This window comes from Pseudoalteromonas sp. Ld19 (assembly GCF_045064135.1).
GTDB classification, from domain to species: Bacteria; Pseudomonadota; Gammaproteobacteria; order Enterobacterales; family Alteromonadaceae; genus Pseudoalteromonas; species Pseudoalteromonas aliena.
In genome coordinates this window covers 112,489-132,540 of sequence record NZ_JBISHA010000015.1, presented here as the reverse complement: position 1 = coordinate 132,540, position 20,052 = coordinate 112,489, and the positions used below count along the sequence as shown (strand labels likewise).

General features: G+C 39.3%; 17 protein-coding genes. 10 read left to right on the top strand and 7 right to left on the bottom strand.

Annotated features, from left to right (window positions below; translation table 11 throughout):
- Positions 1–264: 264 nt before the first annotated feature.
- The gene (locus ACJJVZ_RS04040; RefSeq protein WP_405598401.1) at positions 265–1,398 is read left to right on the top strand and encodes a PepSY-associated TM helix domain-containing protein; all 1,134 of its coding nucleotides are present in this window, start codon (positions 265–267) and stop codon (positions 1,396–1,398) included.
- Positions 1,399–1,623: 225 nt separating this feature from the next.
- Here ACJJVZ_RS04040 and ACJJVZ_RS04035 read toward each other — a convergent pair whose 3' ends face one another.
- The 4 genes from ACJJVZ_RS04035 to ACJJVZ_RS04020 all read right to left on the bottom strand — a co-directional run bounded on the left by ACJJVZ_RS04035 (position 1,624) and on the right by ACJJVZ_RS04020 (position 7,517).
- Positions 1,624–4,440, bottom strand: a complete 2,817-nt coding sequence (locus tag ACJJVZ_RS04035; RefSeq protein WP_405598398.1) for a TolB family protein — start codon at positions 4,438–4,440, stop codon at positions 1,624–1,626.
- A gap of 122 nt (positions 4,441–4,562) precedes the next feature.
- Positions 4,563–6,116, bottom strand: a complete 1,554-nt coding sequence (locus ACJJVZ_RS04030; RefSeq protein ID WP_405598395.1) for a PH domain-containing protein — start codon at positions 6,114–6,116, stop codon at positions 4,563–4,565.
- Positions 6,109–6,642, bottom strand: coding sequence for a PH domain-containing protein (locus ACJJVZ_RS04025; protein WP_405598392.1), 534 nt, complete (start codon positions 6,640–6,642; stop codon positions 6,109–6,111). The genes ACJJVZ_RS04030 and ACJJVZ_RS04025 overlap by 8 nt, the downstream gene beginning before the upstream one ends.
- A gap of 20 nt (positions 6,643–6,662) precedes the next feature.
- Positions 6,663–7,517 (bottom strand): D-hexose-6-phosphate mutarotase, encoded by an 855-nt coding sequence (locus tag ACJJVZ_RS04020; RefSeq protein ID WP_405598389.1) that lies wholly within the window; start codon positions 7,515–7,517, stop codon positions 6,663–6,665.
- 414 nt (positions 7,518–7,931) lie between these two features.
- On the opposite strand from ACJJVZ_RS04020, the gene ACJJVZ_RS04015 reads away from it, so the two are divergent.
- Together ACJJVZ_RS04015 and ACJJVZ_RS04010 are read left to right on the top strand one after the other, a co-directional pair.
- Entirely contained in the window at positions 7,932–8,414 is a 483-nt protein-coding gene (locus tag ACJJVZ_RS04015) for a MarR family winged helix-turn-helix transcriptional regulator (protein ID WP_077536458.1), read from the top strand.
- A gap of 176 nt (positions 8,415–8,590) precedes the next feature.
- Entirely contained in the window at positions 8,591–9,907 is a 1,317-nt protein-coding gene (locus ACJJVZ_RS04010; RefSeq protein ID WP_182701184.1) for a porin, read from the top strand.
- A 46-nt stretch (positions 9,908–9,953) separates the two neighbouring features.
- Here ACJJVZ_RS04010 and ACJJVZ_RS04005 read toward each other — a convergent pair whose 3' ends face one another.
- From ACJJVZ_RS04005 to ACJJVZ_RS03995, 3 genes are read right to left on the bottom strand one after another with little or no spacing between them, the layout of a single operon-like run.
- Positions 9,954–10,367: a hypothetical protein gene (locus tag ACJJVZ_RS04005; RefSeq protein ID WP_405598385.1), complete on the bottom strand. Its 414-nt coding sequence runs from the start codon at positions 10,365–10,367 to the stop codon at positions 9,954–9,956.
- Complete coding sequence (locus ACJJVZ_RS04000) at positions 10,364–10,633, bottom strand: hypothetical protein (protein WP_405598382.1); 270 nt, start codon at positions 10,631–10,633, stop codon at positions 10,364–10,366. The genes ACJJVZ_RS04005 and ACJJVZ_RS04000 overlap by 4 nt, the downstream gene beginning before the upstream one ends.
- Before the next feature lies 1 nt (position 10,634).
- Entirely contained in the window at positions 10,635–11,198 is a 564-nt protein-coding gene (locus ACJJVZ_RS03995) for a hypothetical protein (RefSeq protein WP_405598379.1), read from the bottom strand.
- Between the two features lie 236 nt (positions 11,199–11,434).
- Here ACJJVZ_RS03995 and ACJJVZ_RS03990 point away from each other — a divergent pair, with 236 nt between their 5' ends.
- From ACJJVZ_RS03990 to ACJJVZ_RS03960, 7 genes are all read left to right on the top strand, one after another.
- Positions 11,435–11,830, top strand: a complete 396-nt coding sequence (locus ACJJVZ_RS03990) for a YbaN family protein (RefSeq protein WP_405598376.1) — start codon at positions 11,435–11,437, stop codon at positions 11,828–11,830.
- A gap of 116 nt (positions 11,831–11,946) precedes the next feature.
- Positions 11,947–12,579: a PepSY-associated TM helix domain-containing protein gene (locus tag ACJJVZ_RS03985; RefSeq protein ID WP_405598373.1), complete on the top strand. Its 633-nt coding sequence runs from the start codon at positions 11,947–11,949 to the stop codon at positions 12,577–12,579.
- Positions 12,579–13,088, top strand: coding sequence for a DUF2271 domain-containing protein (locus tag ACJJVZ_RS03980; RefSeq protein WP_405598370.1), 510 nt, complete (start codon positions 12,579–12,581; stop codon positions 13,086–13,088). The genes ACJJVZ_RS03985 and ACJJVZ_RS03980 overlap by 1 nt, the downstream gene beginning before the upstream one ends.
- A 69-nt stretch (positions 13,089–13,157) precedes the next feature.
- Positions 13,158–14,003 (top strand): DUF4198 domain-containing protein, encoded by an 846-nt coding sequence (locus ACJJVZ_RS03975; protein WP_405598368.1) that lies wholly within the window; start codon positions 13,158–13,160, stop codon positions 14,001–14,003.
- A 289-nt stretch (positions 14,004–14,292) separates the two neighbouring features.
- Positions 14,293–16,824: a TonB-dependent receptor plug domain-containing protein gene (locus ACJJVZ_RS03970; protein ID WP_405598365.1), complete on the top strand. Its 2,532-nt coding sequence runs from the start codon at positions 14,293–14,295 to the stop codon at positions 16,822–16,824.
- Between the two features lie 200 nt (positions 16,825–17,024).
- Positions 17,025–17,918 carry a hypothetical protein gene (locus tag ACJJVZ_RS03965; RefSeq protein ID WP_405598362.1) on the top strand — a complete coding sequence of 298 codons (894 nt, stop codon included), beginning with the start codon at positions 17,025–17,027 and terminating at the stop codon, positions 17,916–17,918.
- Between the two features lie 139 nt (positions 17,919–18,057).
- Complete coding sequence (locus tag ACJJVZ_RS03960) at positions 18,058–19,947, top strand: monovalent cation:proton antiporter-2 (CPA2) family protein (protein WP_405598359.1); 1,890 nt, start codon at positions 18,058–18,060, stop codon at positions 19,945–19,947.
- Positions 19,948–20,052: the final 105 nt, after the last annotated feature.

The following is a 20,052-nucleotide window of genomic DNA, read 5'->3' as shown; positions in this document are numbered from 1 at the left end:
TTAATTAAAAATAGAAATAAAAACATTTATTAAACATCTGTTTTAAAAGGCTTTTACTATAAGCGCGGCATTGTAGAGCGAAGTCAGCTTAACTCAACTAAATCGCAAATATTTATTTTAAATAGTGGCAAGCTGGGTATACAAAAATCGTAGAATTACCTCTACAGTTTGTTTGTTTTTAGGAAAGTCACCCCACAAGCTTTTAAATAAAAATGATAGTTGTTATCATGCGTAAACAATAAATAACTGCATACAAAATCATCTATGAGAAAAACTCTTTTTAAAATACACAGTTGGATTGCTCTTATTGCAATCATTCCACTGATTGTTATTAGCATTACAGGCAGTGTATTAGTTTTTAAAAGTGAAATAGATGGCTTGCTGATGCCAAACAGTCATTTTGTTGTAAAAGCATTACCTGAACGCATGCCAATCGATAAATTAATCTCGAATACAGAAAATGCGTACCCTGAGTATGTAATAGGCAGCTGGGAAATATTTAACGGCGATACAGCAGATCGAGTTTATTTAGTGAAACGCGGTACTGAGCAATGGTATAAGTTTCATTTGAATCAATATACTGGTGATATATTGTCAGAGCCTGTCGGCACTAGACACTATTTTACCGATTGGTTTCTAGAGCTACACTACACGTTTTTACTTAACGACTTCAAAAGTTTACCTGGGCAAACTGGGACTGTACTGGGATTCTTTTTTGCTCTATTTTTATTAGTATTAGGCATTACTGGCCTCATTATTTATCGCAAATTTTGGCAGCGTCTATTTAGCGTACGCTGGCGTGCAACACTACAAATAGTGCTTAGTGATATTCATAAAATGACTGGCGTTATAGGCTCGCCTATTATCATCATTTTAGCCATTACGGGTGGTTACTTTAACGGAGCAGTGTGGTATCACGAAGTCATTGAGCACGCCGAAGAAGAGCACTTCGCACTGACCAAAAACCTATACAGTAGCGACATTTCGTTCCAACATATACTTGACGACAGTAAAAAACAAATACCTACATTTAATGGTACATTTTTAGTCATGCCACTACAGCCAGATGAAAACATCACTGTATTTGGCGAAGTAAGCACCGCCAATCCACTCGCAAGCGAATACGCAAATACCGTTACCTATAACAAATTAACGGGTGAGCACATAGCCAATTGGGACATTCGTAAAGTTGGTGCTGGCTGGCAAGTAATAGATAGCTTTAGAAAGCTGCACTTTGGATACTTTGCTGGGCTGATCAGTAAAATTTTGTGGTGCGTTATAGGCTTAAGTCCGGTGTGGCTAGCAGGTACGGGGTTTTATTTATGGTTCACACGTCGAAAACGTAAAAAACAGTCACAGGCAAATCGCTCAAATAAGCGCGGTACAGTGAACGCTTGATTAAAATTTTCAAGCTAAGTTACTATCCTTACAAACCGATAAGTAATACCAATTGCATTAAATTAGTGATCTATTATAGCGATAAGAAAATAGCTCAATAACAAGGCTAAAATTATGATACATAGTTGTTCTATACAAATAATTTTTAACGTAGTTAGTGAGTTATTTAATACGATAGAATGATCATGTTTTTAATAAAATTGGTATAACTTAGCTTATTAAGTGTTATAACGAATAATAGAAACTCAGCCAAGCGCGCATTTCATCTTCAAAACTGTCGCCTTCTACTCGCGACAGTCCCATATTAAAGGTTAAGTCGTTTACACCTGCAGGCCCCATTCCAAAACTAAAATCGCCTTGGTATTTTAATCCATAGCTTTGCGCGTATACACCACCATCAAGCTGATGTTGCTTGTAATAAAGCCACGGCATGCCTTCTTTAAAGCTAAACCCACCACCATAACCTTGATAACGCTCAGCGGTTGCGCTGTAAAAAGGCAGATCAGATGAAAGTATATATTCACTACTTTGTTGCTGATTAATGAGGTTTGAACCAAAGCCACCTAACGCAAGACTGTTATCACCTCGTTGCTTTTGTTCAAAATTTGCATAAAGGGGAATACTAAACGCCTTTCCAAATACTTTTGCAAATAAATCGTACCCTTGCCAATTACTACTTTTACTACCGCCATCGTACCAACTCGCATTAATACTCTGGCCAATTGCAAAGTCTTGACGATCATATTGCCAGTGTTGAGTAACCCCAAAACGAGTCCATTTTTTATAGCTTTGTTTATAATCAGTATAATTGTAGGCAAGCTCAGGCGTTACGTTTAATTGCCCAAATTTAAATGGGTAACTTATTGCTGCAAAACCGCCTCGCGCATCAATATCAACGTTTGAACTTTCCTGATACTGACGCGATGTATTTAAATTGTAGTCAAACAATGCCAGCTTAAATTTCACATCGAGCGCGTTATATTTTGCCTGCACATAACCACCATGCAGCGCACCATCGTTTAAATCACTGCCATACCCCGCTTGTAAGTCGAGCTGCTTAAGTAAGTCACTACTTTTAATACTTAAATCCAACACACTTGTTGAAGCAGAATAATACTGAGAGCCAAGCGCAAGGGTCGCGTGTTGGTCGAGAATATTGTAATTAGTTTGCCCTGTTGTTTCGTGCGTATATATTTCGGCTTTTGGAAGTGTGTGCTTATTTACTAGCAAAAGCGGTGCTTGTTTGTTAGCTGCAAACTCAGTAACGACATTGCTACTCATAGTTTTTGGCAATGTTTTTATGTTTGGCCCATCGGCGGTAATTGAGAAATAAAGCAACGAGCCATCAATCATTTCTATTGGGTGAGCAACTGCCTCCTGCCCTTGGGTTAACTTGGTGAGTGTTTTACTCGCTATGTGATAGTTATAAATATCAGTAGCGCTATTTAAGCCCGCAATAAAATAAAGTGATTCTCCATTTTGGCTAAAGTTTGGTTGGCTTAAATATTGATACCCGTTTGGCATAGGCACTGACAGCTGTTGTTTACTGTTTAAATCTTGTATATACAACTGCCAATTTTCATTTAATGACGTTGATAAATAAGCTAATTTAGTCTCATCAAGATTGAGGATTGGATAATCGTAAGTTGTCTCAAGGCTTTTTGTAAATAATGGTGTGATAGCTTGTGTATTTAGATCAACCTTCACTAATTCAGAGTAGCCATCTCTTATTTGCTCGCCATACAAGGTTTCACCATCGCGGGTTACGCTAAATCGACGTATACCAGCAAGTTCGGTAAGCTGTTCAATATTGCCGGTTTCAGTGTTATAGCTAAATATGTCAGACACTTTGTTATAAATACCCGACTCTTCGTTGCTATACGCATTAAAATATAACGTTGTGTTATTTGCCCATTGGGGATTGGCAATACCAGCTCGATTTATTTGATTAAGCACTTGTTTTTGTTCGCGTTTAAAAACATTTGGCGCTGTATCGGGAATATCTTGGGCGTCATTGTCGAGTAGCTTTTTTTGCGCTTTGGTAAATTCTTCTTGCGCTTTAATATTGTCTTGCGTGCTATAAATTATAAGCTTGGTATTCCTCTTTTTGTCACGCTCAACTATGGCAAGTTTACTGCCATCATTTGAAAGTGCGGGATTACTTGCATATAAATCAAGCTCAAGCCAAAGTTCACTATTAAGTGGTTGCTCCACCTGCTCGATTTGCATTACTTTATAAGTATATTCAGCTATAAACCGACGGTATAACTTGGCTGCGTTTTGCCCAAACACGCCGCTAAATGCTTCATCAAAATCACGTATTTTTACGCCCTGCATTCGCGTCCAAACACTATCAAGCGTTTGCTCTGAATAGTTTTTTTCTAACCAATTTAAAAAGCGACTACCCATTAAATAAGCCATTGAGCCGCCCATAAACCCTTCATCGCCATTTAATTGCTCATAGGTTGGCAATGCGCCTTGTTGAGCAAACTCCCGTAATATCGACTCTGAATAGTTATCAAATAAACGTCCACGACCCGTCATTTTAGATTCAATCAGTGTGGCGTAACCTTCGGCTACCCAGCGTGGCGTATCGCTGTAGGTTAAGTCGTATAAATCCCATATGCCACGTACTTTTTGCTGCCAGTCATTACGGGTAGGCTGTGCTAAATGCACTAAGTGAATATACTCATGCAGTACAAGTAACTGCTGCCAGCCTGAGCTATTTGATATAACCGTATCGGATTGCGGTGGCGTAGTAAAAAGTGCCATTACAGGGTTATTTGACGTTGGCAAAGCAAAGCCGTTTGCTGCATTTAGGGGATCAAATACCACCACATCAACTATTTTATCAAGTGCTCGGTTTTGTTGTTCAAGCACTTTGGTGCGTACTATTTCAAGCTCTGATGCGGTCGATTTAGCAAAATCTACATGCTCAATACTGTAATGAATATTAAAATTTTCGGTATGAATAGTTTGCCAATCAGCTGCAAAGCTCGGTGCAGCTAGCAATAAGGCAGATGCGATAAGTGTTTTTTTCATGAGCGTCCCTAAAATAATTCCTTAATACCATCTAGGGTATTATTAAATGTCTTTCATGGGCAGTAAGAAAGTGTAATAAAGCATGTGCAAATGTGTATTTACACATGTTTAATTAGGGTAATTTACATCCAGCTACGAGTATTTGATTCAACCTGTTTAATTGTAAAATCAACTATAAAATTAGCATCGTGCTGTTTAATATAAGGAACGAATACACTCCCCGAAGCTAGTTGTATATACAGGCTTTTTAAACTAGATTTACGCATTAAGTATGTACTTACTGTATGTGCACTCTGCGCTTTATAAAGCTCAAACACACGGTAATGAACGCCAATGAGGCCTTTGCGTACCACCATATAAAAGCGTCCGTTATCTTCATGCAAATAGTAACCATAACGCTGGTACGATAAAACAACTAAGGTGGAAAAAGCAGCAAAAACACCCACACTAATCCACACGTTAACGCTCATGCTAAAACAAAAAATAGCCGCTAGTACGCTTGGTAATAACGCATACACTATTAAATTTTTATAAAGCAATGCTCGTTCAGGACGCTTGAATATAAGCTTTTTACTATTGAACCATGGGTAAATCCATTGGCATACACTATCTACTTGCTCAGCGCTCAATACTGGTAGAACAAGTGTTTGTTTATTTTTTTTAGCGGCAGCTCCTGCAATTACACCACCGCCACTTGCTTGTAAAAAATCAACTGTAAAACGCTTTAACAACCTCGCCACTAAATTTTGTTTTATAACTATAGATTGTACTTTATCTAAGCTCATAGATAATTGATGGCGCTCTAGCAAACCTGCAATACGTTTAAATTTTTGCCCTTTAAAGTAAAGTTCAAAGTTATAAAAACGAATGAGCGACATACCCACAGACAAGAAAATGGCTAAAAACACTAACAATACAATCAGTGTTATTATCGCAAGCAATGTCGCATTTGCTATAATGCCAAGCTCTTGCTGATAAAAGCCTTCCATTTTAACAATAAGTTTCTTTTCTAAAAAGTCGATAGCTATATTTATAAAGGGTGCAATCGCTGCGAGGGCTAAAATCGCCATATTCGACATTAAACCAAACTTAGCTATTTCTTTGTTAGTAATAAAAAGACTGTTTTCAGTGACCACTTCATCGCTTTGCTGTGGTGTATTAATTTCTGGTTGCTGCTGCGCTTTAAAAGCAAATATTTGTTTACGCATTTGCAAGGCATATTCTTTCGTTATGCCTGGTAATATGACCTCCTGTGACACACTACCTGCCGCATCAAAAATACAGTTAACGAGCTTTACCGGTGTGAAGTAAAACGGCTCTGCAATATTTACATTTTGTACTCGTGCAAATTTAAGTGTTAAGCGCTCTTTTTTAAAAACACCTTTATTAAGTAATATTTCGTTATCGTCTGTAAGACTGTACCGAAAACTTCTATAATATAAAAAGGAATAAACCAACAAGGCAACAATGGCAAGAGCACCGGCTATTTGCCCCCAAAATAATTTATTTTCAACCTGAGTGACAAATACAATCATGATTGGTAATAAATTAAATATGCCATCTCGAATAAACCGCATACCAAAGTGCACAACAAAGTAAACAAGCGCCCAAGGTGATACCTTTTGCCACATTACTGTTTTCGTAGCATCTACAGGGGAAGGGTTTAAATCACTCATCGGTAGTCGCTGCCTGTATGGAGCTTTCATCTTGACGATAATCTTGCACAAACTGACGGATATTTTTGCAATCAGTATGTGTTAATCCACTAATTTGTAAATCGGCGCTCATCCCACCAGCACTGTATAGTTTTAAACTTGCTAGATCGAGCTTGCGCTCAATGGGGCCGCGATGAATTTCAATATGTTGCACTCTAGCAAGCGGCAAGATAGTTATTTGCTGCCAAATAACTCCCTTTCTAAACGTTATATCATGAGTACGTATCGCAACGCCTTGTTGCTTTATACTCACAACGTTATACACCATAGATATAACGATTAAAATTGGCATTCCAATCAACAAGTACGTTTGTGCATTATTAGCAAATGTTTCATTAAAATAGCAAAGCGCAACAAGCACCGCTATTAGTGGAATGTAAAATACGAGCCAGTTGAGCTGGTTATGCAGCACAGCTTTATCGGCCAAAGGTTTAAAATTAATGACACTATGCTCTGGTAAATCCATTATTTGTTGATTGTTAAACACAATTTTTCCTATCGCTATAATTAATTAGCCCAGCTAATAGTGGTTACTAGTGTATGGCTTTGTTTTGATTCAAGTACGACTGCATCTTCGAGTACATTGGCTGCTTCTAGACACAACATCGTTTGGTATTCGTCATCAGCAAAATGAGATAAACGCTTTGACTTTTCTATCCACGGATTCCAAAGCACACATGAATGTGAATTTTCGCGACTCACATGTATCACACCCTCGGGCGTGTTAATTACCTGCAAAGAAGGCGCTTGGGTATAAATCATATCGGTTTCTCGTGCAATATTAACCACATCGTTTTGCGTAAATGGTCCTTTGCCAAACTCAATATATTGCGAACCTTGTAAACCATCAATATGAGTATTACTAACATCAGATGTTGGAAAATAAGCATGTAATGCTTGGCTAAAGCTAAATGATGTATTGCCAAGATTGGTAGTGGTTAAACGCACCTGTAATTTATCACTCAATACAAATTCAACTTTTAATGCTGAGTGATGGGGCCAATACGTTGTATTTACTAACTTCATTGGCAATTTTAGGCCTATGATAATTTCGTGATCGCTTTCGTTCACTTCATCAGCTTGCCATAAACTTGTACGCGTAAAACCATGTGCTGGCCAATCCTCATTGTTATGTGTACCAAACCACGGCCAGCAAATGGGTATGCCACCACGCATACTAACCCCCTCTTTATAGGCTTCGTGGCTTGACACCCAAAGCAAAGGTTGCTTTCCTCTAGGTGTAAATTCAGTAATTTGACCACCCTGCAAAAATATTTTTGCACTGCATAAACTACTAACCACATTAATAAATTCAAGGCCGCTTTCGGTGTGCTCTATGCTAACTGATGGTGATAATTTCATGCCTTTATCCTATAATACTGAAACTAAAGATTTTTAATGCTGGTATACACAATAAAGTATACTTAAAGTATAAGCTACGTAAGTCAATTATTGATTACGCTAAATGCCATAACGATTACTTTATTCATTACTGTTGAATATTTCAGCTTCGTGCAGGCTATTATATGATACTAAAGTCTAACCATTAAAACTTGCGAATAAATACTAACGTACGTAGTGTGCGCAAATATTAGCTAACACACTGCTAAAATCTTAATTATATATAGATAAACTACGTTAATATTAATTACAGCTCAAACAAATAAAAACCAATAAAATAGAGCTTTAATACAATATATAATTTGAATTCAATTTATTTGATGTGTAACATTTCGCGATTACGGTAAACCACTGCTCTTTCGACGAGACAAGCAAATGAAAAAATATAACGAGTTATTAGTTTCTTTACGTAAAGTGATCCGTGCAATTGATCTGCATTCTAAGCAACTTAACAAAACAGCAGGCTTAACTGGGCCACAGCTTCTTATAATGCAAGAAGTTTCTCAAACAGATGGCATAACAGCTAGCCGAATTGCTCAAAATGTAAATTTAAGCCCAGCAACCGTCACCAATATTCTCGATAGAATCGAAAGTAGAGATTTAGTAACACGCGTACGCAGTCAAATGGATAAACGACGAGTGAGCTTATACCTCACCGAAAAGGGAAAAGAGTTACTTGAAAAAGCACCTCAGCCATTACAAGAACACTTTATTGAAAAGTTTTCTGCACTTGCTGAATGGGAACAGAGTCTTTTACTCTCATCAATGCAGCGTGTAGCGGCAATGATGGATGCAGATAAACTAGATGCATCTCCCCTACTAGAAGTAGGTGCACTTACTCAAGCCCCAAAAGAATAAACAATAATAAATAAAAACTGAATAAAGTGAGTACCTATTTTAACCGTGAGGCGTTTTTGTACGCCTTGAACTTTTTATTTTTTATACCAACCGGCTTAATTACAGGGATGATTTAATTTTTTAATTTATTCAAACACTTATGCAGATTAGTATTAACCAACATCTGGGCAGCTATTATGACTAAACTCTCAAAATTAACACTAGCACTTGTGTTAAGTGGCTTAACAAGCACTTCTTATGCAACAGATCTCGACACACTTCAAAATCAACTAAAGCAATTAAAACAACAAATGCAGTTGCTTGAAAATCAGTTAATTGAAGAAAAATCAAAGCAGCAGATAATTAATAAAAAACATGAGCAACAGGTTGCTGAGATCAGTAAAAAAGCCGACACCACAACGCTTGCAGTAGCAAAAACCGAGAAAAAAGACGAAGGCATTAAAATTGGTGGGGCTATTCGTGCCAACTACAGTGTAACTTCATACGATGAAGACAATGAAGATCGTAATGGCGATTTTGATTTTGATATTTTCCGCTTAAATGTATCTGGGAAAATTAACGATATTTCAGTTAATGGTGAAATCCGCTTTTTTGATTATATGACTGTCGTTAAATATGCTTACTTAGGCTATGAGTTTGCGGATGACTGGGAAGCACAAGCAGGTATTACGCAAGTTCCATTTGGTAACGGCCCTTATAATTCTCATAACTATTTTTTCAGCAGTAACTATTACATCGGCCTAGAAGACGACTTTGATTTAGGTGTTGTAGTAAAACGTAAGCTTAAAAATAATTGGAAGCTAGATTTAGGCTTTTTCAAAAACGACGAGCTAGGCGGTGTTGACGGCTCAGCATCAGATAAAAGCCATCGTTATTCTTATGACATTGTAGGTAGTCGCAGCGCAAGCGAAGGAACTTACGCAGAACCCGCTAATGAGCTTGGTGAGTACAATACCTTTGCTGGCCGTGCAACATATCAAATTGAGCACAGTAAAAACATAACAACAGATCTTGGTATTTCATTACTCAGTGGTGGCTTACATGACGGTGTAGACCGTGCTGGTAGTTATGGTGCATGGGCAATGCATCTTGATAGCCAAATTAATAATTGGAATATTCAACTACAGCATGGTGAATATGACTATGATTTGGATGACCAAAGCGATCGTATTTCAGTTGCGGCCTATGCTTACTTCGATACAGTTGCAAGTAAAGCGACTATGTCTAGTGTTAACGTTGCCTACAACTACTCGGTAGAATGGGGGCCTATAAGTGCTCTACAATTTTATAACGACTACAGCACCATCTACAACAAGTCAGACGATAGCGCAGATACATGGATGAATATAACTGGTGTAAGTGTATCGGCTGGTGCCTTTTTTACATACTTTGATTATGTTCAAGCACGTAATCAGCCATTTATTGGCGGTACAATGATCGGGGATGGCGACACAGAACGTCGCTTCAATATTAACTTAGGTTATTATTTCTAACTTTACTCTCAACTCAGAATTTAAAAAGGCTGCGATTGCAGCCTTTTTATTTGAAGTACTGTTTTGCTTTTTCACATGTGGGCTTTGATGGAATAAATTCAGACGTTTTATCTGAACACATTTGCTTTAATACGGTAACCGCATGGCGTTCACACCTTGGCAAAGAGTAAAGCTCATCTTCTTTAGTAACACCCAGCGCAGATTGATATTCTAGCTGCAAAAGAAATTCATCAGCGCCTTCAGCAACTATTTTCTTTTTAGGTTCATCAGAAGCATGATAGATTTTACTTAATACCTCATTAGTAAAATCAACTACGGTACCACTCTCATACAGATCATTTTTAAGCGAGCAAATACTAAGGTAGGGGGTCGCTTTGCCTACATTGAAATATAAATCAGCGCTAAAAGAATCTTTGCTAAAAATTAATGCTGAAACGGTAATAAGTATTTTTAATTTCATTCTGTATCTCGCCAAGCTTTGAGTAAGCTATGCGAGCTACTCCAAAACACACCGAGTAGCACTATAAATAAGCCTATACTAATTGAGTCGCCAGCAGCCCACACAATGCTTGTGGTGAAAGAAGCTAATAGAGCTGAAAATATAAATGCTCTTCTAGCCAAACTCATATTGGATGCTTTTTCAACTTTCTTTGGATGCATCTGGGCACGAGTATATATATGCAAACTAAATAATGTGAGTAACATCAACGCAGCTTTAGCAATCATATTAGAGATCTTCCAGCTTAATCAATCCTCTTAAAACAAGCTCTTTTCTTGCAGCATCTTCATTTTTACTTGAACAGAAGTATAAAAATGATGATATTAAGACTACATAAGCTGCAGCATAAGAACTACCTGCAAGTGTTTTAGGATTGTTTGTAAATTGCTTAGCTATATCTCTACCTAAAGTAGCTTTTGAAGCCTTAACAACTGTTTCTTTAACTGCTGCTTTAACGCCAACGTCTTTAATTTGTAATAACCCTTCCGCAATTGCCACGCCAGTTTTACCCAGCACCATCAGCCCTAGCTTGCTCGTTGCGTCAGCTACGGCTTTGTTTGTATCGAAGAAAGCTCTTAACTCTTCGTCATTTAAACTCCAACTAAACCACTTTGGATTGAACGCAAGCTGTCCTACTAATCCATATAAATGAGCCTTTACAGGGCCATTTTTTATTAATAATATAGCTGCGTTTACCTGTGACTGCCTATGGCGACTTAGTTGCCTATAAGTAATTAAAGCCGTTAATATAGGTAATATGCCCTCTACGTTTCTAATCTCTTTTCTTAGCATCTAAAACATTAATTAAAAAGCCAACCGGATCAGTTTTATATTGCTTTGTTACATATGGTGATTTCATCTTCTTCCTTGTTAATATTTGTTCCTGTTGCCAGAATAATACTAACTAAGAATATCAAAATCAACTTAGAAAAAGTGTATTTCTCACTTACAGCTCTTAGGGTTATTCTTTTAACTAGGTAGTATTTGGCCTACAATCCAAAGTATCAGCAATAACTAAAAGAGCCTAGGTGAATATAAAATCAGTATTTATTTGTTATAAAAATCTATGGCTAAAAGCGCTTGGATTAATGCTTGTCGCACTTGGGATTATAGGTATTTTTTTGCCTGTGATGCCCACAACTATATTCTTCATTTTAGCGCTTACTTGCTTTACTCGCTCATCCCCCGCGCTTGAACACTGGCTATTAAACCATCCTCGCTACGGTGAAACCCTACAACAGTGGCAAGCTCACAAAGTGGTTCCCGTTAAAGCTAAATGTTATGCCGCGATCGGCATGTTAATTGGCTTTATATTTTTACTGTACTCAGCCGCCCCTATTTGGATTATTTACCTCGTTGCAGTAATAGAAATATCGGTAATGATTTACCTTATTTTAAGACCTTCTACCCCACCTAAGCACTAAACGCATACCTACCAATACCCTCCACTTGTAAAATCTAATGTAAAGTTTGGTAAGTAAATTTGTAATAGGTAATGCAAATCATTATCATGTTGAAAATTTTATAATATTAAAGATTTATGGCGTTTATTAATAAGCGGGCTTTATATAGCACAAGCCGCGCACTACATATTTATATTTCTACAGCTTTATTTTTTTTGCTTATTTTATTTTGCGTTAGCGGCATTGTGCTCAACCATGTTGATTGGCTTAAAGGCGATAAAAATAACGGCCAAGTAACGGCAATGATCCCAGCAGCTCTTGTTAATAAAGCGAATGCGCAACGAGACACGCTGCCAACGATTTACCCAGAAATAGAAGCCTACTTAGCCGAGCAATATGCACTTACAAAAGTAAAAAGTATTGAATGGGAAAAAGAAGATGCACTTGTCATGCTCGACTACCCATTACCTGCTGGGTTTGCCTACGCAGAATTAGATTTTACAACTGGTGAGCTAAACCTTGATTACCAAACAGGTGGCTTTTTAAGCCTTATTGGCGACTTACATAAAGGCCGACACAGTGGTGAAGTGTGGAGCTGGGTTATTGATATATCAGCCGTACTAATGATTCTATTTGCTATCACCGGCATGATTATTTTATTTCAAAACAGAAAAAAACGCTTAGCTGGAATATGGATAACCGTTTTAGGCATCGCAACGCCTTTGGTTATTTATTTATGCTGGGTACCACAAATTAAAGGAGTGTCTTAATGGTTAAATTTAAATTATTTATAAGTGCTGCATTACTGCTAGTAGCTGCGCTTTTTCAAACAACTGTGCATGCGCAAACACCACAACTCGAGATTGAATTAACACTTCCCGACTTAGGAGTACAACCATATCACCGCCCATACGTTGCTGTTTGGCTCGAAACACCAGAGCGCAAGCACGTTACTACGCTCGCTCTTTGGGTGCAAAAAGCAGAATGGTTTAAAGACTTACGCCAGTGGTGGCGCAAAGCTGGTAAAAGTAACATCAACTTTGACGGCATTAGCGGCGCAACCAAACGAGCTGGTACTTACGCCATTAATTGGCAAGGTAATGATTTGGACGGTAACACCGTAAAACCAGGTAAATACTTACTAAATATTGAAGTTGTACGCGAAGAAGGCGGCAGAGATTACACCCGTGTTGAGCTCGATTTAACTCAATCAGGAACGCTCACTATTGACGGTAAAAACGAGTTTTCAAAAAGCTTCGTCACTGTAAGCACTAAGTAACCTGAACTCAGGATAATAAATCTATCTCGAGCAGCTATTTATTACTCGAATTTAAGCAAAGGAAAAATAATGAAAACTAATTTATTAAAAACTGCATTAATCGGCGCATTGAGCCTATCTGCTTTAGTGTCAACGTCAGCAAATGCACACGCGCGCTGGTTGCTACCTTCACACACTTCACTTTCTGGCGATAAAGCGCATTATGTGATGATTGATGCAAGTGTTTCAAACGAAATTTTTGCACCCGATAAAGCATTTAAGCCAAAAGAAAAAGGCGCTCAATGGGACGATACATTACTAATGGCACTTATGCCAAACGGTGAGCCTGTCACCGGCACAATCCGTGCTTATTACTTAAAACGTAAAAGCTCAGCCGCAATTAGCTTAACTGAACAGGGTACTTACCACATTGCGATGACGCAAAAGCCAACGCTAATGACCTTTTATAAAGATGCCGCAGGTAAGCGCCACCGTGTATTTGCTAAAAAAGCAGATGCCAACTTACCAAAAGATGCGACCGACATAACAACGGTTAAATCAATCTCGACGGTAGATACATTTGTAAGCCACAACGGTACTTCTAAGCCAGCTCAACTAGGTTTAGGTTTAGAGCTAAGCGGCCCAACCCATCCAAACGATTTATTTGTCGGTGAACAAGCTCGTTTTCAGTTACTACAAGATGGTAAATCTGCCGGTGAAGGCATTGAAGTAAGTATTTTAAAAGGCGACACACGCTACCGTAACGACCGTGGCGAAGTAAAAGTAACGACCGATAAAGACGGTATGTTTACAATTACGTGGAAAGAGCCAGGCCTATACCTAATCGAAACATCTAACAAGGTTACCGTAAATGAAGAAGGTGTAGACTCAGGTCGTTATGCCTTATTTACAACGCTTGAAGTAGCTCCAGAGTAATTTTTTAACCCTTGTTTTAAAATTTTTTAAGCCAAGTTTTTTAACTTGGCTTTTTATTGCCCTGCGTTTTTTATTCTCAATTTCTATTAGTTTTATTGATTTCGCCTCCATTCGCCACAAGATTACAACAGTAACGATCTAATCGTCTGTAACGTACGTAAACAGTGGCCTTACTTATTAAAAACGTGAATAACATAGATGGTTTTTATCTTTGCACGTAGTTGAGCGCTTCTATATGATTCGCTCCTTTTCAAACTCACCAAAACAACGACGTTCTTAAGGAACATTAATGACTTTTAAGCGTTTATCTGCCAATAAATTAGCACTTAGCTTGGCTATTACTACTGCACTTAGCACGCCTTATTCTATAGCTGCTGCCGCAGAGCAAAATAACCAAGCAGAAGAAAATATCGAAGTAATTTCAGTAACAGGAACGCGCCGTAGCTTACGCAGTATTGCCGAAAGTTCAGTACCTGTTGATATTATTACCAGCGGCGATATGGCAAGCACAGGTCAACTTGAAATCAGTCAAGTACTTGCAAACCAAGTACCTAGCTTTAACTACCCAAGTGCAACGATTGCTGATGGTACAGATCATGCTCGCCCAGCCGTGTTACGTGGTTTAGCGCCTGATCACACCTTAGTGCTTATTAATGGCAAACGTCGCCACTCTGGTGCGCTTTTAAACTTAGGGGGCGTAGTAGGTCGTGGCTCAACAGCTGTAGACTTAAATATGATCCCAACATCAGCAATTAAACGTGTAGAAGTTTTACGCGACGGCGCTGCTGCACAGTATGGTTCAGATGCCATTGCGGGTGTTATTAATATAATCCTTAAAGATGCCACTGAAGGCGGAAGTGTAAGTGTTACTTACGGACAATACGATACCCAAATGGCAGGGGCTGCAAACCTTCAAAGTGCGTATGCAGATGCAAACGGCGACTTGGCTTTTAATACTGGTGATGACCGTAAAGTAAACGATGGCAGTACTCGTACTATTAGTGCCAATTCTGGCTTTTCGTTATTAGATAACGGCTTTGTAAACGTATCAATTGAGTATCGTGATAACAGCCCAACTCAGCGCTCTGGTTTTGACCCGCGCGAGCAATATAGTCGCCTTGATGATGGCAGTTTAGACCCACGTGAATTGACTATTGATCGTTACAACCACCGTTTTGGTAAAGCCGACCTTGAAGACTACGCCTTATTTTACAATATGGGTTATGACTTAGATAATGGCTTAAACCTTTATTCATTTGGTAGTTACTCAAAACGTGAAGGTAATTCGGGTGGCTTTTACCGTCGCGCAAAAGACAGCCGTAACGTGTTAGCTCTTTACCCTGATGGCTTTTTACCACAAATTGAAACAGACGTAGAAGATTATTCACTTGCGCTTGGTTTGCAAGGCGAGTCAGGCGACTGGACATGGGATGTCAGTACTAACTATGGCCGGAACGACTTTTCTTTGGGTGTAGTAAATAGCTTAAACACCTCTTTAGGCGCAAACAGCCCTACCGAGTTTGATAACGGCGCGCTCGTTTATGACCAATTTATTGTTAATGGTGATGCCAGCACTACGCTTGATTTAGGCCTGCCTGACGACGTGTTTTTTACCCTAGGTGCTGAATATCGCCACGAAAGCTACAAAATAGAACAAGGTGAAGAAGCCTCTTACATTACTGCTCTTGATGGTAATGGCAATCCAATTGCTGCCGGTGGCGCACAAGTACTTTCTGGCTTTGGCCCAGAAAGCGTCACTGACGAAAGCCGCCACAATGTCGCGCTCTTTGTTGAGCTTGATACTTACTTAACTGAAAAGTGGAATGTCGTTTTAGCAAGCCGTTATGAAGATTACAGCGACTTTGGCAATACGTTTACATCAAAACTAGCAACGCGTTACAGCATTACCGACCGTTTATCTTTACGTGGTGCTATAAGCACTGGCTTTCGTGCGCCCTCATTAGCACAAAGCTCATACCGTCAAATTTCGACTGTACTTGAAAACAACCAAGCATTTGAAGTCGGTTTGTTTCCAAGTGACGCGCCAGCTGCACAAGCACTAGGTGCTAAAAAGCTAGACGCAGAAGATTCAGTAAACGTCACCGCTGGCTTTGTATACACCCAAGGTAATTTTAGCTTAACCGTTGATGCATATCGCATTGATATTGATGACCGTATTGTTTTGTCTGAAAACTTAACAGGCTCTGCTGTGCAAGAAATTTTAGCTAACGCGGGTGAGCTAAACACCGAAAGCGTGCGCTATTTCACTAACGCCATTGACTCTCGTACGCAAGGTGTAGATATCGTTGCAACTTACTTGCTAGAGCTAGATAACTTAGGCGACGTACGCTTAAACGCAGCCGCTAACTTTAACGACACCGAAGTAACCCACGTTGATGACAATCCAGAGCAACTTAATTCGCTAGGTGATGACTACGTTGTATTTGCACGCCGTGAAGTGGGCCGCTTTGAAGAAGGAACACCCGATAACAAGTTAAACTTATCGGCGGTTTGGAGCTTTAACGAATGGCAAACCACATTACGGGCTACACGCTATGGTGAAGTTGCTGATATTTCCACAACCAGCGATCGCGATGAATACCTAGACGCTAAATGGATAACCGATCTTGAAGTTGCTTATCGCCCTAATGATGAGTGGAAGTTTGCAGTTGGTGCCAATAACTTGTTCGATCAGTACCCACAAGCGACTATCGACAACATTGGTTACTCAACCTTTAGTCAAATATTCCCGTACACACCGTATGCACCATACAGCTTAGATGGCCGCTTTTTATACGGTAATATCACTTACAGCTTTTAAAAAAACAAAGCAAAGTTGAATAATAAAAAGGATGCTTTATGCATCCTTTTTATTAATAGTTAGTAATTTTAACCACTAATTAGTATTTTTATTTTCAACAAAAAATTAAATTCACTATAAAACAAACACTTAAATTTAGGCCCCATTTTTGCTCTATATTGTTTATACAAATACAAACAATAAATATCAAAGGAATAACCATGAGCTCATCAAGCGTATTAAATATTACAAAACCACTTTCACTTATTAGCGGTATTTTATTATTAAGCGGCTGTGTATTTCACATATCGCCAAGCGTTGCATCGGTAAAACAGACGCAACAACTTACACTGCCAAGCAACAACCTTGAGTATTTAAATGTTTTGAGCGGCGCAGGTAGCCTTGAAATAAAAGGCTCAAAAACGGCCAGCAGCATAAGTGTTGATGCCACTATTTACACAGCCGACATTAACGATGAATATGAGCTAACGCTAGAGCAAGATGGTAAACAAGCAAAGCTTGTTGCCCAAAATAAAAGCCGTAATGGGATTAGCTTTTACAGTGGCCAATCGCCAAGTATTAATTTAGTGGTTACTGTGCCAAGCACACTAAATTTAGACATTGATGATGGATCCGGCGATATAACTATCACCGCGATGCAAAGCAATATTGATGTAAAAGACGGCTCTGGAGATTTAACCATTAACAGCGCTAAAAACCTAACTGTTGACGATGGCTCAGGTGAAGTCAACTTTCAAAATATCGCAGGTAATTTAGAATTAACCGACGGCTCTGGCAGCATTCATATTAGCAATGTAAGTGACAATGCAGTTATTGACGATGGATCGGGCGAAATGCACGTGAGCAATATAGGCGGCACTTTAACCGTTGAAGATGGCTCAGGTGACTTGGCTATTAATAATGTAAGTGGCGCAGTCAATGTAGATGACAACTCTGGCGATATAATCATTGAACATGTTGATGCCAGTGTCACTATTGAAGACGGTTCTGGTGATATTCGCGTTAATCATGCCAAAGGGCTAACTATTATCGAAGCAGGTTCTGGCGATGTAAGTATTGATAATATTACTGGGCCAGTAAAGCTCGACGATTAATACTAAACATTTAAGCTTAAGCATTAAATCGATCTCAAATAGCTACTTTCAACTCTATAAATTATTGTATTTTACAAGAACCTAAGTCATTCTATTTATGCTCAAGCACTTTGAGCATAAATTAACTTAGGATAAACGCGTGTTAGAAATTGCTTTAATTTACTTAGCAGCAGCCATAGTCGCTGTCCCTATTGCAAAACGAGTCGGACTTGGCTCAGTATTAGGTTATTTAATTGCCGGCATACTCATTGGCCCTTATGCGCTGGGTGTTGTGGGCGATCAAACCGATGTAATGCATTTCGCTGAATTTGGCGTAGTAATGATGCTATTTTTAGTGGGCCTTGAGCTACAACCTTCGCGTTTATGGACACTACGCCACTCTATTTTAGGGCTTGGCGGCTTACAGGTTGTATTATCAGCAGCGGCTATATTTGCATTTTGTTATTGGTTTTTTGCTATGCATTGGCAAACCGCACTCGCCATTGGTTTAATGCTCGCGCTCTCCTCTACCGCTATTGTACTGCAAAGCCTTGAAGAAAAAGGCTGGCTAAAGCAAGAAGCCGGACAAAACGCGTTTTCGGTATTGCTGTTTCAAGACATCGCCATTATCCCTATTTTAGCCTTGCTGCCACTGCTTGCATTTGCCCCGCAAACTAGCACAAAAGAAATCGGCGATTCGATTATTGCAAGCTGGCCGGTATGGCAACAAGTTTGTGTATCGGTTGCGGTTATTGCCGCTATTATTGCCGGCGGTAAGTATGTATCGGCGCCGTTATTTAGATACATTGCCCAAACACACATGCGCGAAATATTTACTATTTTCGCACTGTTTTTAGTGGTCGCTATTGCGCTGGTTATGCAAAGTATTGGTTTATCGCCTGCTTTGGGTACTTTTTTAGCGGGTGTGGTACTTGCTGAGAGTGAGTTTAGACACGAATTAGAAGCCGATATAGAGCCCTTTAAAGGCTTACTGTTAGGGTTGTTTTTTATAACTGTTGGCGCATCTATTAACTTTGAACTGCTATTTAACGAGTTTAGTACTGTTATAGGCTTAGTGGTTTTATTAATTATAGTTAAAGCCTGCATTTTATTTGCCCTTGCCGTTACCTTTAAAATTAACAGCAAACAGCAGTTATTATTTGCCTTAGCGCTTGCCCAAGGGGGTGAGTTTGCCTTTGTACTGTTAAGCGTAACCACTACGCTCAGTATTTTAACGCCCGAGCAAACCAGCCTTGTTACCTTAGTTGTGGCGGTATCAATGCTAATAGCGCCGTTATTACTCATGGTTTATGAGCAAATACAAAAACGCAGCAGCAGTGCTCTGCCTGAGTTTGATAAGCCAGAGCAAATTAGCACCGCTAAGCACGTAATTATTGCGGGCTACGGACGTTTTGGCCAAATTATGGGGCGTTTACTGCACGCGCAAGGCTACGAAATTACCGTACTTGATCACAGCCCTAGCCAAATAGAATTACTACGCCGTTTTGGCAATACCGTATTTTATGGCGATGCCGCACGCCAAGAACTCCTTGAAGCCGCAGGCGCGCACACCGCGCAAATGCTGGTAATCGCAATCGATAACCCCGATAAAACTATTGAGATAATTAAGCTCGCGCATAAAAACTACCCGCAGTTAAAAATTGTTGCTCGCGCAATCGACCGCCGCCATGCGTATCAGTTACTTAATTTAAAAGTAGATGCGTTTAATCGCGAAACCGTCGACTCAGCTATTAACCTTGCCGTAGAAGCACTGGAGTTACTAGGTAACACTAAGCAAGATGCTGAACGTGCTGGTAAGCTATTTAGAGACCACGACCGCGCTGCAGTACTGCAACTTGCCGAGCTGTGGGGCGACGACGCCAGCTACGGCGTAGCCGTGCGCCAACGTATGGAAGATTTAAAGCAAGTGCTACAACAAGATAAACAAGCACAAAGTGATTTAAATACCTGCGACAGCGGTGATTGCGAAGACGGCTTAACAGAAGTCGCGAGTGAACCTAAAAAGCCTGATGATGCTCATCTTGAGTAGATTTAGGCGGTTTATTTTTGCATTTAGTGGCAAGCAGTAGCGCTTCAAGAAGAGTAAAAAATAGTTTGTCAAAGTTTAGCTACGTGAAACCATAACTAACTATTT